This is a genomic window from Streptomyces sp. NPDC059957, assembly GCF_042730015.1.
Classification (GTDB): Bacteria; Actinomycetota; Actinomycetes; order Streptomycetales; family Streptomycetaceae; genus Streptomyces.
The window spans coordinates 61,830-74,426 of sequence record NZ_JBHWMB010000023.1 but is presented as its reverse complement, the minus strand read 5'-3'; the positions used below and the strand labels follow the sequence as shown (position 1 = coordinate 74,426).

The 12,597-nt window shown below is 73.3% G+C and carries 16 protein-coding genes; 7 read left to right on the top strand and 9 right to left on the bottom strand.

Annotated features, from left to right (window positions below; translation table 11 throughout):
* Positions 1-44 precede the first annotated feature (44 nt).
* Both ACFWBW_RS17780 and ACFWBW_RS17775 read left to right on the top strand, forming a co-directional pair.
* Complete coding sequence (locus tag ACFWBW_RS17780; RefSeq protein ID WP_385373409.1) at positions 45-947, top strand: acyl-CoA thioesterase; 903 nt, start codon at positions 45-47, stop codon at positions 945-947.
* Between the two features lie 48 nt (positions 948-995).
* The gene (locus tag ACFWBW_RS17775) at positions 996-1,406 is read left to right on the top strand and encodes a YchJ family protein (RefSeq protein ID WP_385373407.1); all 411 of its coding nucleotides are present in this window, start codon (positions 996-998) and stop codon (positions 1,404-1,406) included.
* On the opposite strand, the gene ACFWBW_RS17770 is transcribed toward ACFWBW_RS17775, so the two are convergent.
* Positions 1,370-2,161, bottom strand: coding sequence for a DUF6397 family protein (locus tag ACFWBW_RS17770; protein WP_385373405.1), 792 nt, complete (start codon positions 2,159-2,161; stop codon positions 1,370-1,372). The two genes, ACFWBW_RS17775 and ACFWBW_RS17770, sit on opposite strands and share 37 nt — an antisense overlap.
* A 230-nt stretch (positions 2,162-2,391) precedes the next feature.
* Complete coding sequence (locus tag ACFWBW_RS17765) at positions 2,392-2,790, bottom strand: roadblock/LC7 domain-containing protein (protein WP_243340556.1); 399 nt, start codon at positions 2,788-2,790, stop codon at positions 2,392-2,394.
* A gap of 105 nt (positions 2,791-2,895) precedes the next feature.
* On the opposite strand from ACFWBW_RS17765, the gene ACFWBW_RS17760 reads away from it, so the two are divergent.
* Positions 2,896-3,324 carry a PPOX class F420-dependent oxidoreductase gene (locus tag ACFWBW_RS17760; protein ID WP_385373402.1) on the top strand — a complete coding sequence of 143 codons (429 nt, stop codon included), beginning with the start codon at positions 2,896-2,898 and terminating at the stop codon, positions 3,322-3,324.
* Between the two features lie 84 nt (positions 3,325-3,408).
* On the opposite strand, the gene ACFWBW_RS17755 is transcribed toward ACFWBW_RS17760, so the two are convergent.
* From ACFWBW_RS17755 to ACFWBW_RS17735, 5 genes are all read right to left on the bottom strand, one after another.
* Complete coding sequence (locus tag ACFWBW_RS17755) at positions 3,409-4,047, bottom strand: ATP/GTP-binding protein (RefSeq protein ID WP_385373473.1); 639 nt, start codon at positions 4,045-4,047, stop codon at positions 3,409-3,411.
* Positions 4,047-4,373, bottom strand: coding sequence for a DUF742 domain-containing protein (locus ACFWBW_RS17750; protein ID WP_385373471.1), 327 nt, complete (start codon positions 4,371-4,373; stop codon positions 4,047-4,049). The genes ACFWBW_RS17755 and ACFWBW_RS17750 overlap by 1 nt, the downstream gene beginning before the upstream one ends.
* A gap of 56 nt (positions 4,374-4,429) precedes the next feature.
* The gene (locus tag ACFWBW_RS17745; RefSeq protein ID WP_385373469.1) at positions 4,430-4,888 is read right to left on the bottom strand and encodes a roadblock/LC7 domain-containing protein; all 459 of its coding nucleotides are present in this window, start codon (positions 4,886-4,888) and stop codon (positions 4,430-4,432) included.
* Positions 4,888-7,581, bottom strand: coding sequence for a nitrate- and nitrite sensing domain-containing protein (locus tag ACFWBW_RS17740; protein ID WP_385373400.1), 2,694 nt, complete (start codon positions 7,579-7,581; stop codon positions 4,888-4,890). Before ACFWBW_RS17740 ends, ACFWBW_RS17745 begins: the two co-directional genes overlap by 1 nt.
* An 80-nt stretch (positions 7,582-7,661) precedes the next feature.
* The gene (locus tag ACFWBW_RS17735; protein ID WP_385373399.1) at positions 7,662-8,459 is read right to left on the bottom strand and encodes an MHYT domain-containing protein; all 798 of its coding nucleotides are present in this window, start codon (positions 8,457-8,459) and stop codon (positions 7,662-7,664) included.
* A 374-nt stretch (positions 8,460-8,833) separates the two neighbouring features.
* On the opposite strand from ACFWBW_RS17735, the gene ACFWBW_RS17730 reads away from it, so the two are divergent.
* The 4 genes from ACFWBW_RS17730 to ACFWBW_RS17715 all read left to right on the top strand — a co-directional run bounded on the left by ACFWBW_RS17730 (position 8,834) and on the right by ACFWBW_RS17715 (position 11,624).
* Entirely contained in the window at positions 8,834-9,334 is a 501-nt protein-coding gene (locus ACFWBW_RS17730; RefSeq protein WP_385373397.1) for a methyltransferase domain-containing protein, read from the top strand.
* A 396-nt stretch (positions 9,335-9,730) separates the two neighbouring features.
* The gene (locus ACFWBW_RS17725) at positions 9,731-10,519 is read left to right on the top strand and encodes a hypothetical protein (protein ID WP_385373396.1); all 789 of its coding nucleotides are present in this window, start codon (positions 9,731-9,733) and stop codon (positions 10,517-10,519) included.
* A 99-nt stretch (positions 10,520-10,618) separates the two neighbouring features.
* Positions 10,619-11,098: an SAM-dependent methyltransferase gene (locus tag ACFWBW_RS17720; protein WP_385373394.1), complete on the top strand. Its 480-nt coding sequence runs from the start codon at positions 10,619-10,621 to the stop codon at positions 11,096-11,098.
* A gap of 139 nt (positions 11,099-11,237) precedes the next feature.
* Entirely contained in the window at positions 11,238-11,624 is a 387-nt protein-coding gene (locus ACFWBW_RS17715) for a hypothetical protein (RefSeq protein ID WP_385373392.1), read from the top strand.
* A gap of 83 nt (positions 11,625-11,707) precedes the next feature.
* Here ACFWBW_RS17715 and ACFWBW_RS17710 read toward each other — a convergent pair whose 3' ends face one another.
* Together ACFWBW_RS17710 and ACFWBW_RS17705 are read right to left on the bottom strand one after the other, a co-directional pair.
* Positions 11,708-12,289 carry an MOSC domain-containing protein gene (locus ACFWBW_RS17710; protein WP_385373390.1) on the bottom strand — a complete coding sequence of 194 codons (582 nt, stop codon included), beginning with the start codon at positions 12,287-12,289 and terminating at the stop codon, positions 11,708-11,710.
* Positions 12,290-12,308: 19 nt separating this feature from the next.
* Positions 12,309-12,491, bottom strand: a complete 183-nt coding sequence (locus ACFWBW_RS17705) for a hypothetical protein (protein ID WP_385373388.1) — start codon at positions 12,489-12,491, stop codon at positions 12,309-12,311.
* Between the last annotated feature and the right edge of the window lie 106 nt (positions 12,492-12,597).

The window sequence follows — 12,597 nt, the reverse complement described above, 5'->3', positions numbered from 1 at the left end:
CCGGCGCCGTCACGGCCGCCGGGCCCGACAGTGGAGATCCTCTGATGACGAACCCCGCCGAGAGGCTGGTCGATCTGCTCGACCTGGAGCAGATCGAGGTCAACATCTTCCGGGGCGCCAGCCCCCAGGAGTCCCTCCAGCGCGTCTTCGGCGGCCAGGTCGCCGGCCAGGCGCTGGTGGCGGCCGGCCGCACCACGGAGGGCGACCGGCCCGTCCATTCCCTCCACTCGTACTTCCTGCGCCCCGGCATTCCCGGCGTGCCGATCGTGTACCAGGTGGAGCGGGTGCGCGACGGGCGCTCCTTCACCACCCGCCGGGTCACCGCGGTCCAGCAGGGCAAGACCATCTTCAATCTGACCGCCTCCTTCCATCAGCCGGAGGAGGGCAGCATCGAGCACCAGCTGCCTCCCCGCCTCGACTTCCCGCACCCGGACGCGCTCCCGAAGGTCGTGGACGAGATCCGCGAGCACCTGGGCACGCTTCCGGAGGCGCTGGAGCGGATGGCCCGACGCCAGCCCTTCGACATCCGTTACGTGGACCGGCTCCGCTGGACGCCCGAGGAGCTCAAGGACGCCGATCCGCGCAGCGCGGTGTGGATGCGCGCCGTGGGCCCGCTGGGCGACGACCCGCTCGTGCACACCTGCGCCCTCACCTACGCCAGTGACATGACCCTCCTCGACGCCGTGCGCATCCCCGTCGAACCCCTGTGGGGCATGCGCGGTTTCGACATGGCCTCCCTCGACCACGCCATGTGGTTCCACCGGCCGTTCCGGGCGGACGAGTGGTTCCTGTACGACCAGGAATCGCCCATCGCGCACGGCGGCCGGGGCCTGGCCCGCGGCCGCATCTACGACCTCGAAGGCAAGCTGCTGGTCTCGGTGGTCCAGGAGGGGCTCTTCCGCCCCTACGGCGCCAAGGCTTCCAAGCCGGCCGTGTCACCCCAGTAGTCCCCCTCCGCCCTCGAATCGCGCCCTCGAAGAACTGAGCGAGTTCCCATGCCCACGCCGGCCACTCCAGCCCTGCCCTGTCCCTGCGGGCTGCCCGCCGCCTACCCGGAGTGCTGCGGCCGCTTCCACTCCGGTGAGCGGCAGGCCCCCACCGCCGAGCTGCTGATGCGCTCCCGCTTCAGCGCCTTCGCCGTCGGCGACACCGCGTACCTCCTGCGCTCCTGGCACCCGTCGACCCGGCCGGGCGTGCTCGACCTGGATCCCGGTCAGCGCTGGGGACGGCTGGAGATCCTGGCCACCGAGCGCGGCGGGATGTTCGAGACGGAGGGCTCGGTGGAGTTCCGGGCGCACTACCGCGAGGGCCGGCACACCGGCTCTCTGCACGAGCACAGTTCCTTCGCCCGCGAGAACGGGGCCTGGGTCTACGTCGGCCCCCTCTCCCCCGTGGACTTCGACTGACCCCTCGCTCCCGTCAGGGCGAAGTCGAGGCTGGTGCGGTACCAGCCGCTCTCGTCCGGCGGCCCGGCCCGCAGCAGCCGGACCGCCACCTCGGCAGCCGCCGGAACCTGCGGGTGCCCGTAGGGCGGGGGCGGGGCGAGTGCGCCGAGCAGGATGCGCTCCGCCGGATCGGGCACGGTCGCCCGCACATCGTCCTCGGGGAGGACCGAGGCCAGAACGGCAGCCCTCTCCCAGGGGTCGGCGGTCCGTCTCAGCAACAGTCCGACATGCCGCTCCCGCCACTTGCGGGGTCGCAAGTCGGCCCTGGCCTCGATCAACTCCCGGTCCCCCGGCGGCGCGCTCCCGCGGAGCATCCCGGGCTCGCGTGCCGCGAAGTCCCGTAGCTCCGCGGTCAGATAGAGCCACACCACCGCCCGGTAGCGGTTGATCCGGTATCCCACCGGAGCGATGTGTCCGCAGCGTGCCAGCCGGGTGAACCGGCTCGGGCCCACCCCCAGGACGGCGGCCGCCGCCTCCGCTCCCGCGATCGTCTCCACGCGCTCGAGCAACGTGTCCGGGAATCCTTCGGCCGACCGGACCCGGTCGAGCTCGGTGCGGGTGTACCGCGCGGCCCCGGCGGCCCCTTGGGGGTCGGCCCGTACGATGCCCAGCTGCACGGCGCGCGCGAACTCACTGCGGCTCAGACCCAGTTCCCCCGCGGCCCGCCCGCCGCCCATCAGCCCGGCGGCCAGCGCCACGTCCGCCGCGTCCGCCATGTCCGTCGCCCGCGGTACCTGCCGTTGCTGCGGTGTCTGCCGTTCCTGCGGTGTCTGCGCTGCCTGCAGTGGCTGCGGTGCCGACAGTGACTGCGGCGCCTGAATCGTCTGCGTCATCATGCTCTCCCCACCAGAGTGATTACTGTGTGTGAAGAACGTAACGCAGAGCAATGACACCCTGCAGGGCCTGTGGACAACCCGGCCGAGGGGCGGAACGCGCCGCCCCGACCTCAGCCGCCGGTGATCCGCCGCTCCGCGACACCCAGATGTTCTCCCACCCGGTTGACCAGCAGCGTCATCTCGTACGCCACGTGCCCGATGTCGGCCTCGGAGGCGCTCAGCACGCACAGGCAGCTGCCCGCACCCGCCGCCATGACGAAGAGGACCCCGTCGTCGTACTCGACCATCGTCTGACGGACCTCACCGGCCCTGAAGTGCCGCCCCGAGCCCTTCGCCAGGCTCTGCAGCCCCGCGGCGACGGCAGCCAGGTGCTCCGCGTCCTCCCGTGCCAGTCCCGCGCTCGCGCCCGTCACCAGGCCGTCGTTGGAGAGCACCACCGCGTGCCGCACCTGCTGCACCCGCCGCGTCAAGTCGTCCAGCAGCCAGTCCAGCTGCTTGTCCAGCGCCATATACAGTCCCTCCCCGTCGACGCGGCCGACCGGCCGCGCCCCACCCCGCATAGTCGTGCCGCCAGCCTTCCCCACCAGCGGCTTTCCGGCAAGGAGGATGGACCCATGGTGAAGAAGATGACTCAAGAGGAATGGCGGGAGTTCGTCTCCCACTCCACCCGCACCGGGAAACTGTCCACCGTCCGTGAGGACGGAAGCCCTCACATCGCTCCCATCTGGTTCGTTCTCGACGGCGATTCCTTCGTGTTCAACACCGGGAAGGACACCGTCAAGGGGCGCAATCTGGCCCGCGACGGCCGCGTCGCGCTCTGCGTGGACGACGACCGGCCGCCCTTCTCCTACGTGATCCTCCAGGGCCGGGCACAGATCAGCGAGGACCTGGACGCGATGCTGCCCTGGGCGACCAGGATCGGCGCCCGCTACATGGGCGAGGAGCACGGCGAGGCCTTCGGCCGCCGCAACGCCGTCCCCGGCGAACTCCTCGTGCGGGTCGGCATCGAGAAGGTGATCTCGGCCGCCGGCGTGGCCGACTGACCACAGCCCGCGCGCCCACCCCTCAGCACCGCACCGCACCCACCCGCCCGCCCACCCCGCACCATCCCTTGGCCGCGGGCCGGTTCACACCGAATCGGCCCGCGGTTCCACCGACTGCAGCAACCGCGCCGTGTGCACCCGCCCCGCGTACTCCACCAACCGGATCAGCACTTCCTTCCCCGAGTCCTTGTCCCGCGCGTCGCACAGCACCACCGGTGTCCCCTGATCCAGGTCCAGCGCCCGCGCGACCTCGTTCGAGGCGTACCGCCGCGCGTTCGCGAAGCAGTTGACGGCCACCACGAACGGGATCTTGCGGTGCTCGAAGTAGTCCACCGCCGGGAAGCAGTCCTCCAGCCGCCGCGTGTCGGCGAGGACCACCGCGCCCAGCGCGCCCTGCGACAGCTCGTCCCACAGGAACCAGAACCGGTCCTGCCCCGGGGTCCCGAACAGGTAGAGCGACAGCCCTGACCTGATCGTGATCCGCCCGAAGTCCATGGCCACGGTGGTCGTCGTCTTCTGGTCGACGCCGCCCGTGTCGTCGACCAGCTCCCCGGCCTCGCTGAGCAGCTCCTCCGTCCGCAGCGGCCGGATCTCGCTGACCGAACCGACCAGGGTCGTCTTCCCGACCCCGAAGCCGCCCGCCACGAGTATCTTCAGCGCGAGCGCTGCCAGTTCCTCGCCGCCCTCGGCGGCCGGCGCCGGCCCGTTGTCCTGCAGTCCCATCACAGCGCTCGCAATCCCTCGATGACTTCACGCAGAATCCGCTCGTCCGGCAGCTGTGCGGGCGGCACCGGCCGGCTGACCTTGACGTGTCCGGCCTCCAGCAGGTCCCCGAGCAGTACGCGCACCACGCCCACGGGCAGGTCCGCGTCCGCCGCGAGTTCGGCCACCGACTGGGTCTCGTCCCGGCACAGGCCGAGCAGCGCACGGTGCTCCGGCCCCAGCAGCGACTCGGCCGCCTCGTCCGTTCCCTCCGGGTCCACGACGACCAGCGCGATCAGGTCGAACCGGACCCCGTGGGGTCCCGGCTTCGTACGTCCGCCGGTCATGGCGTACGGACGGACGAGCGGGCCCGCGTCGGCGTCGTACCACTGGCCGTTCGTGCTCAAGGCCGCAGCCCGGGGCCGGCGGCCGGCGGCCGCGCCGCGAACCGGGCCGGGGTGTACAGGTGCTCGCCGACCCGCTTGACCAGCCGGGCCATCTCGTACGCGATCAGCCCCATGTCGGCGCCGGCCCCGCTGAGCACGGCCAGGCAGGAGCCGTCTCCGGCGGCCGCCACGAAGAGGAAGCCCTCGTCCATCTCCACCATCGTCTGGCGCACGCCCCCGGCGTGGAAGTGCCGGCCCGCGCCCTTGGCCAGGCTGTGGAAGCCGGAGGCCACGGCCGCCAGGTGCTCGGCGTCCTCGCGGCTGAGCGCGCTGGAAGCGCCCACCGCCAGGCCGTCGTTGGACAGGACCACGGCGTGCCGCACCTCGCGCACCCGGACCACGAGGTCGTCCAGGAGCCAGTCGAGCTCGCCCGACCTGCGGACGCCGTCGAGGTCGATCCTCTGATGTTCGATCATCATCGTGCTCCTTCGCCTTCGCCAGTACTGCCTGTCCCGCCCGTGCCGCCTGTCCCACCTGTTCCGCCCGTGCTCCCCTGACCGTCTGTGCTCCCCTGCCCGTCCGCGCCGGCTTCGCCGCTCGCCTGTGTGCCCCGCACCCAGCCCGCCCGGTACGCCGCCATCCGCTCGCGCGCCTGCTCGGGGCTGCGGCCGCGCGGTTCCTCGGCTCCCCGCACGCCGGCCGGTGCCTTGGGGGCGGGGGCCTCGCGCAGCTGCGGGACGAGGCTCGCCTGCCGGACCCGGCGCGGCAGTTCGGTGACCGAGGCGGCCGGGCCCGAGGGGGCAGCGGGAGCCGTCTGGGCCGGCGTACGGGGAACCGCGCCCGCGGAGCCGCGCGGCCGCAGCGGGGCCACCGGGGAGGGCCGGGGCTCCTCCCGTACGTGGCTCCGGTCCGGGACCGGGACGCCGCGCACGTCGTCCCGTACGACGCTGATGGCCTGGGACGGCTCCCGCAGCCGCTCCCGGACCGGTTCGGCGACCGGCTCCGCAGTCGGCGCCGGCGCCGCGGGCACCTGCTCCTCGGGCTGCGGGGCGGCGGCCGTGAGGGCGCCCTGGAGCAGGGAGTTCGGGAGCAGCACCACCGCGGTGGTGCCGCCGTACGGTGACATGCGCAGGTGCACCTTCACACCGTGGCGGGCCGAGAGGCGGCTGACCACGAAGAGCCCGAGCCGGTCGCTGTCGAAGAGGTCGAGCGCCTCGGACTGCTCGATGCGCCGGTTGGCCTCCTGGAGGGATTCGCGGCCCATGCCGAGCCCCCGGTCCTCGACCTCCAGGACGTAGCCGGCGCCCACGGGTTCTCCGCTGACCCGGACCTTGGTGTGGGGCGGGGAGAACTGGGTTGCGTTCTCGATGAGTTCGGCGAGCAGGTGGGTGAGGTCGGCGACGGCTCCGCCGACGACGGCGGCCTCGGCGAGCTGGCGGACCTCGACGCGCGGGTAGTCCTCGATCTCGGAGACGGCGGCCCGTACGACGTTCGTCAGCGGGATCGGCATCCGCCAGGCGCGACCGGGGGCGGCGCCCGAGAGGATGATCAGGCTTTCCGCGTGCCGTCGCATCCGGGTGGTGAGGTGGTCGAGGCGGAACAGGTCGCCGAGCTCGTTCGGGTCGTCGGCGCGGCGTTCCATCGAGTCGAGCAGGGTGAGCTGCTTGTGCACCAGGACCTGGCTGCGCCGGGCGAGGTTGACGAAGACCCCGCTCACGCCACTGGCCAGTTCGGCGCGTTCCACGGCGGCGCTGAGCGCGGCCCGGTGGACCGTGGCCAGGGCCTCGCCGACCTGGGCGATCTCGTCGTCGGCGACAGGTCCGCGCGGGGTTTCGGCGGACACGTCGATGTCCTGTCCGGCCCGCAACCGGTCCATGGCGTGCGGGAGTTTGCGGTGCGCGATCTCCAGTGCGGTGTTGCGCAGCGAGACCAGCTCGACGACGAGGGCCCGGCCGATGCGGACCGAGATGACGAGTGAGGCGGCCACGGCGGCCAGGCCCAGGGCGACGGCGGCTCCGGCGGGACTCAGCGCGCCCGCGCCGAACGGGTCGGCGCGGTCCGCCGCCGCCGCGTGGGCGGCGTCCCCGATCTCCCGCATCGACCCGGAGACGGAGGTGTACGCCGCCTCCCAGCCCGAGGGCGGGCCCATGGCCCCGGCACCGGCCGTGGCGGCCAGCGCCCGGTCCTCGGCCCCGGTGAGGTCGGCGTAGGCGGCGCTCTTGGCCACGGACTGCCAGGCGTCCTGCTGTGCGGCGGGCAGGTCCCGGGCGGCGGAGGCGGTCAGGGCCCGCCGGGTCTCGACGGCGCCGGTCAGCCGGCGAAGCGTTTCAGCGGTGCGCGGCCCCGACACCGCCAGCAGGGCGTCCTCCCGCGACAGCTGCTCCCCGGCCCGCGCGAACTCCAGCAGGACCCGGGCGTCGACGCCCAGTTCGGCGTCCTGGCCGCCTCCGGAGAGGGCCCCGCCGACCTCGAACGCCGCGTCGATGACCCGGGTGTACGTCTCGTACGCCGCTTCCGGGGTCGCCCGGTGCCCGGCGACGTCCTCGCGCGCCGGGCCCAGCCCCTCGGCGGCGGCGACGAAGGCGCGCAGCCGGATGACGATGTCGGTGCGGTAGTCGCCGGAGTCGGCCACGGTGTTGCGGTCGCCGAGCCGCAGTGCCCGTAGGGCCCCGTCGGTGCGACGCGCCTGTTCGTCCAGGGCGGCGGCCTGGCCGGGGGTCTGGGCGGCGGCCGCCTGACCGCCGGTGGGGTCGGCCAGCAGCCGTACGGCCGTGCGCCGTTCGGCCTGCAACGCGGCGACGGCGGTCTCGACCGGTGCCCGCAGTTCCCGGTCGACGCGCTGGACGCGGCTGAGGCGGGCGACGTCCTGGGCCGCGTCGACGGTGGCGAAGGCCCAGAGGGCGAGCAGCGAGACCACCGGCACCATCAGCAGCGAGACGATCTTCGCCCGGACGGTGGCGGGGCGCAGCCGCAGGCGCGGACCCCGGCCGCCGCCTCCGGCCGCGCCGGGTATCGCCGCGAGCATGCCGGAGCCCTCGTGTTCCATCGGCTCCCGGGCGGGCGGTCCGGCGTGCGCCCGGCGGCCCGGCCCCTTGCCGCGGCCACCCGCCGGCGCGGGCGCGGGCGGCCGCGACGCCGCTGCTTCCGGTGTTCTGCGGGGTCTGCGCATGGGCTCCTCGTTCCGGGCGGTGCGTACGTACGTGACGGTCGCGGGGGCGGTGGCGGGGTGGGGGCGCGGGCGGCGCCGCCTCAGCCCGCGGGGGCGGTGGCGGCCCGCTCTCCCAGGCGGAGGTCGGCGGAGGCCATCGCGGAGGCCTCCCGCTCGTCGGCGGTCGGCGAGAGGGCGACGAACGCGGAGGTGATGAAGAGGTAGGAGCCGAGGCCGACGGCGAGCGGGAAGATGAACTGCATGGCGGTGGCCCCCGGCAGGGCCGTGTCCGAGGGGGTGACCTCGACGGCGACGGCGAGCATGCCGGTGTAGTGCATGCTGCTGACGGCGGCGCCCATGACGAGCGAGGCGACGGCCACGGCCGCGGGGGACTTGATGTTGAGGGCCGCCCACAGGGCGGCCGTGGCCGCGACGACCGCGATGGCGACGGAGAGCCCGACCGTGAGCGGCTCGTAGGAGACCGAGCCGTGCAGGCGCAGGGCCGCCATGCCGAGGTAGTGCATGCTGGCGACGCCGAGGCCGGTGGTGAGACCGCCGAGGACGAGGGCCCGGCCGCGGTCCTTCCCGTAGCCGACGGCGAAGACTCCGGCGCCGACGACGAGCATCGCGACGAGGAGGCTGAGGATGGTCAGCGGCACGTTGTAGCGGATCTCGGTCCCGGTGACGTGGAAACCGAGCATGGCGACGAAGTGCATCGTCCAGATCCCGGTGCCGATGGCCGAGGCCGCTGTGAGGAGCCAGTTGCGGCGGGAGGCTCCGGTCGTCGCGGCGAGCGCGCGAACGGTGCAGCGCAGGCCGAGGGCGGCGCCGATCGAAGCCATCACGTATGACAGCGCGGGGGTAAGCCAGCCATAGGCGGCGTGGTCCAGGTGTCCCATGGCCACGGAAGCTAGTCCGGGTGAGGGAGCGAACACGGGCCGCATTTCGAAAGCCACTGGAACTGCTGGAATATGACAGAGATACGTTCATCTTCGATCACGCCACGTACCACCTTGAACACGTTCCGCAGGCATGTGCCGGAGCCCCGGTGAGGGATCATGGGCACATGAGCGAAGACCGCACACAGGACCACACTAGGGACCCCGCTCGGGACCGGTCACAGGACCCCGCTCGGGACCGGCCTCTTGACCCCGCTCGGGACCGGCCCCGGGACCAGACGGGGGACCGCGGCCACGTCCAGGAGTTCTTCGGGGCGCGCGCGGCCGGCTGGGACCTCAAGTTCCCCGGGGACGGGCCCGCCTTCGCGACCGCCGTGGGCGAGTTCGGGCTGCGGCCCGGGGACCGGGTGCTCGACGCGGGCTGCGGCACCGGGCGGGCGCTGACCGCGCTCCGCGCGGCCGTCGGCCCGTCGGGAACGGTGCTCGGCGCCGATGTCACTCCGCAGATGCTGAGCGCCGCGCAGGAGGCCGGCCGGGACGCGGAGGGCGCCCTGGTCCTGGCGGACGTGTCCCTGTTGCCGCTGCGCGACGGCGTGCTCGACGCCGTGTTCGCCGCCGGCCTCATCGCCCATCTGCCCGATCCGGGTGACAACTTGCGCGAGCTCGCCCGCGTGGTCCGGCCGGGCGGCCGGCTCGCGCTCTTCCACCCGATCGGCAGGGCAGCCCTCGCGGCCCGCCACGGCCGGGAGTTGACCCCTGACGACATGCGCGCCGAGCACAACCTCGGCCCGCTCCTGGCCGGTTCGGGCTGGCAGCTGACCTCGTACGCCGACGAGGACACCCGCTTCCTCGCGCTGGCGGTCCGCGCTTCCTGACCGACGAACCTTCTACGTCGGCCACTTGCCCGGGACCGGGCCCGCTGATGCGACCCGGGTGGCGGCCTGGTGGACCCGCGCGCCGGACCCGCGTGCCGGACCGCCGCGGCCGGGCGCGGCACGGCTCCGCACAGCGAGGCCCGGCGCGGCCCGTGGCCCGGTCGACAGAGGGCGATCGGGCCGGTGACCCTGCGCAGTGGGCGGTTCCATCGCGGGCGTACCGGCGCGTGCCGCGCCGTCCCCGGGCACGCCGTCGGCCCCGCCGAACCGGTTCCCGTGACGGGTGGCCGCCCCTCCGTGCAGGTGGCGGGCTTGGAAATCGGCTCCCGCCAGCTCTCGACGCGGTGGTTACTCGCTGGTTAGGGTGCGCCGACGAGAGAACGACCGGGAGGCCACGTGTCCGAAGAGGAGGACGGCGGTTCGCTGTACGTGCTGACCGCCGTGCTGCTGACCCCCGCGCAGTTCCCGAGCATCCTGGGTGACGACTACCCCGAGGCCTGCTCGCTGCTGGGCGTGCCGCCGGCGCCGGCCGGGTACGGCCTGGTGCTGGGGCAGGACGAGCAGGGCGCGCGCTGGACGGTCGTGGTCGACGACGTCTCGCTCGTGGCCATGGCCATCGCCTCGTGGGACTGCGGGATGGAGTACGACCTGTCCCCCGACGAACGGTCCATCGTGGTCTCGCTGGCGGGCTGGCCGCTGGACCTCGCGGTGGCCACGGCCGGGATCCCCGATCCGCACGACCCCGAGCAGGGCGCGGACGGCACCGGGCGGGTACCGCTGTCGCCGCCGTCCGCCGAGGCCTGGGGTTCGGTGCAGCGGCGGATGGGCGCCGACCAGATAGCCCGGGAGTGGGCCGACTGGAGCGAGCGCGAGGCCACGGACGGCGGGGCCGCCGCCGCCGCGCACCCGGGGCTGGCACGGGCGCTGGAGGAGGCCCTGGGGTACACGCAGAGCCCACCGCCGCCCGGCAGGGTGCGGTCGTCCTTCGCGGGCGACGAGGCGCGGACGCTGCGCGTCGACGGGCCGGGATGGTCACTGGTGGCCCGCACCGGCGGGGCCGCCTTCGTCCTGCTGGACGAGGAGCCGAGCGAGGTGCTGGCCGTGCCGCACGAGGCGCACGGGAAGCTTCCGGAACTGTCCGAGCTGCTGGCGGCGCTGGACCGGATCGCGGTGCGGCCGGCCTAGTCACGGAACGGTCGGGGCCTGGTGGGGTCGGGTGGAATGGGGGTGCGCGTGCGGGGCACATGCGCTGTCCGAGCTGGTCGTGAGGGGGAGGATGCGCTGATGGATCCGGTGGAAGTGGTCCCGGTGGGCGCGGTGGTGGGCGGCCGGTCCGCGGTCGTCGACGACGACTGGGGGCGGGAGACGGCGGTGATCCGCCTGGACCCGGAGCGGTTCGGTCCGCAAGCCCTGTACGGGCTGGAGGACTTTTCGCACGTCGAGGTGGTCTTCCACTTCGACCGGGTGCCGGAGGACAAGATCGAGACGGGGGCTCGGCACCCCCGGGGCAATGCGGACTGGCCGCTCGTCGGCATCTTCGCCCAGCGCGGCAAGAACCGCCCCAACCGGCTGGGCCTCTCGCGCTGTCGAGTCCTGAAGGTGGACGTACAGGCGGTGGAGGGACCGGAGTTGCACGTGGAGGGTCTGGACGCGGTCGCGGGAACTCCGGTGCTCGACCTGAAGCCGTACATGACGGAATTCGGCCCGCGCGGCGAGCACCGCCAACCGGAGTGGGCGACGGAGCTGATGCGCGACTACTACTGAGTCGCGCGGGGTGGGGCCGGCTGGGGGCGGGGCGCCGAGTGTAGGCTCCGAGGTTCCGTGAGCGCGCGTGACGGTCCGTCACGGGGAGCTCAGGGAACAGGACAGGGCCGGGCGTCGAGCGAGCCGACAGGGGTGTGGCATGACCGTGGTGACGCGTTTGGTCACTTACACCGATCTGCACGTCGGCGCCACGAACGCTCAGCAGTTGTCGGTGTCGGCGCGGCTGGAGGCCGTACTCGCGGACGGCCGCAGCGTGGTGTTGCTCGACGATCGCGGCTGGAGCAGCTCGGGCCCGTCGGGCGTCCCCGCGCTGACCTCCGTCGCGGACATCGAGGAGACGGCCCGGACGGTGGTCGGGCCGGACGAGCCCTTCGACGGCATGACGCAGGAGCAGATGGCCGCCGGACACTGGGGCCACCTGGCCGGTATCCTCGGGCAGCACGGGGTGGACGTTCCTGCGCACGAGCTGGAGCAGCTGCCCCACGACGTGGTGCTCAGCGAGCGCCTTCGGGCGTGGATCGACTGAGAGGGCCCGCCCCCGGCCCGGCCTTGGGCTCGCCCCCGGCCCGGCCTTGGGTTCAGCCCCGGCCGGGCCTCGGGCTCAGCCGGTCAGACTCGGTCGAGCGGGGTGTGCGGAGTCGGGGGGAGCGTGACCTCGATGGTGTCGCCGGGGTGGATGGTGCCGCCCCGGTGGACCACGCCCATGATTCCGGCCTTGCGGAGCAGGTTGCCCTCCTCGTCCCGGCTCACCACCTGCTTGAGCAGCCCGTGCTGGAAGTTGTCGATCTGCAGGCACGGGTTGCGCAGGCCGGTCACCTCGACCACCGCATCCACGCCGAGGCGCAGCAGGGTGCCGGTCGGCAGGGCGAGCAGGTCTATGCCCTCGGTGGTGACGTTCTCCCCGAGCTGGCCCGGCTCGACCTGGTGGCCGGCTTCGGCCACCTCCTCGAAGAGCTCCCGGTGAATCAGGTGCACTTGCCGGAGGTTCGGCTGCGTGGGGTCCTGGGCCACGCGGGAACGGTGCTTGACCGTGATCCCCGCGTGGACGTCTCCCTCGACCCCGAGCCCTTCGAGGAGCGTGATGCTCTCGCGCGTGGGCTTGGTGAACGAATAGACCCCGTTGCTGCTGACCGCCGCGACCTGTGCCGCGCCCGCCGGGCTCGCCGCGCCTGCCGTACTCACCGTGCTCATGATTGCCCCCCTGCCGCCGTCAGCGGCCGATCTGCTTCCTGGATACGCCCCGCAGCCTACGACGCTGGGAGGAGTCCAACAGCAGGTAGGCGGCCACGGGAACACCGATCAGGACCAGCAGTCCGGCCCAGAACCCGACCGCCCAGAACAGCACGATGGCTGCCACCACACCGGCAACCGCGATCTTTCCGCTCGTGGACATCTGCGGCACCCTCTTTCTCCGTCGGCCACTACCCCACACAACGCGCGTTCCCGCCCCCGCGTTCCCGCCCCGGCATTTCCGCTCGCGCGTCGGCGTCCGCACCTTT

Bases quoted from the DNA above. Each gene is read 5' to 3' on its own strand.
- ACFWBW_RS17720 (WP_385373394.1), top strand. From the start codon at position 10,619: ATGGATCCGGTGGAAGTGGTCCCGGTGGGCGCGGTGGTGGGCGGCCGG.
- ACFWBW_RS17755 (WP_385373473.1), bottom strand. From the start codon at position 4,047: ATGGGACTGCAGGACAACGGGCCGGCGCCGGCCGCCGAGGGCGGCGAG.
- ACFWBW_RS17745 (WP_385373469.1), bottom strand. From the start codon at position 4,888: ATGATCGAACATCAGAGGATCGACCTCGACGGCGTCCGCAGGTCGGGC.
- ACFWBW_RS17765 (WP_243340556.1), bottom strand. From the start codon at position 2,790: ATGGCGCTGGACAAGCAGCTGGACTGGCTGCTGGACGACTTGACGCGG.
- ACFWBW_RS17740 (WP_385373400.1), bottom strand. From the start codon at position 7,581: ATGCGCAGACCCCGCAGAACACCGGAAGCAGCGGCGTCGCGGCCGCCC.
- ACFWBW_RS17735 (WP_385373399.1), bottom strand. From the start codon at position 8,459: ATGGGACACCTGGACCACGCCGCCTATGGCTGGCTTACCCCCGCGCTG.
- ACFWBW_RS17760 (WP_385373402.1), top strand. From the start codon at position 2,896: ATGGTGAAGAAGATGACTCAAGAGGAATGGCGGGAGTTCGTCTCCCAC.
- ACFWBW_RS17750 (WP_385373471.1), bottom strand. From the start codon at position 4,373: ATGACCGGCGGACGTACGAAGCCGGGACCCCACGGGGTCCGGTTCGAC.
- ACFWBW_RS17780 (WP_385373409.1), top strand. From the start codon at position 45: ATGACGAACCCCGCCGAGAGGCTGGTCGATCTGCTCGACCTGGAGCAG.
- ACFWBW_RS17705 (WP_385373388.1), bottom strand. From the start codon at position 12,491: ATGTCCACGAGCGGAAAGATCGCGGTTGCCGGTGTGGTGGCAGCCATC.
- ACFWBW_RS17715 (WP_385373392.1), top strand. From the start codon at position 11,238: ATGACCGTGGTGACGCGTTTGGTCACTTACACCGATCTGCACGTCGGC.
- ACFWBW_RS17775 (WP_385373407.1), top strand. From the start codon at position 996: ATGCCCACGCCGGCCACTCCAGCCCTGCCCTGTCCCTGCGGGCTGCCC.
- ACFWBW_RS17770 (WP_385373405.1), bottom strand. From the start codon at position 2,161: ATGGCGGACGCGGCGGACGTGGCGCTGGCCGCCGGGCTGATGGGCGGC.
- ACFWBW_RS17710 (WP_385373390.1), bottom strand. From the start codon at position 12,289: ATGAGCACGGTGAGTACGGCAGGCGCGGCGAGCCCGGCGGGCGCGGCA.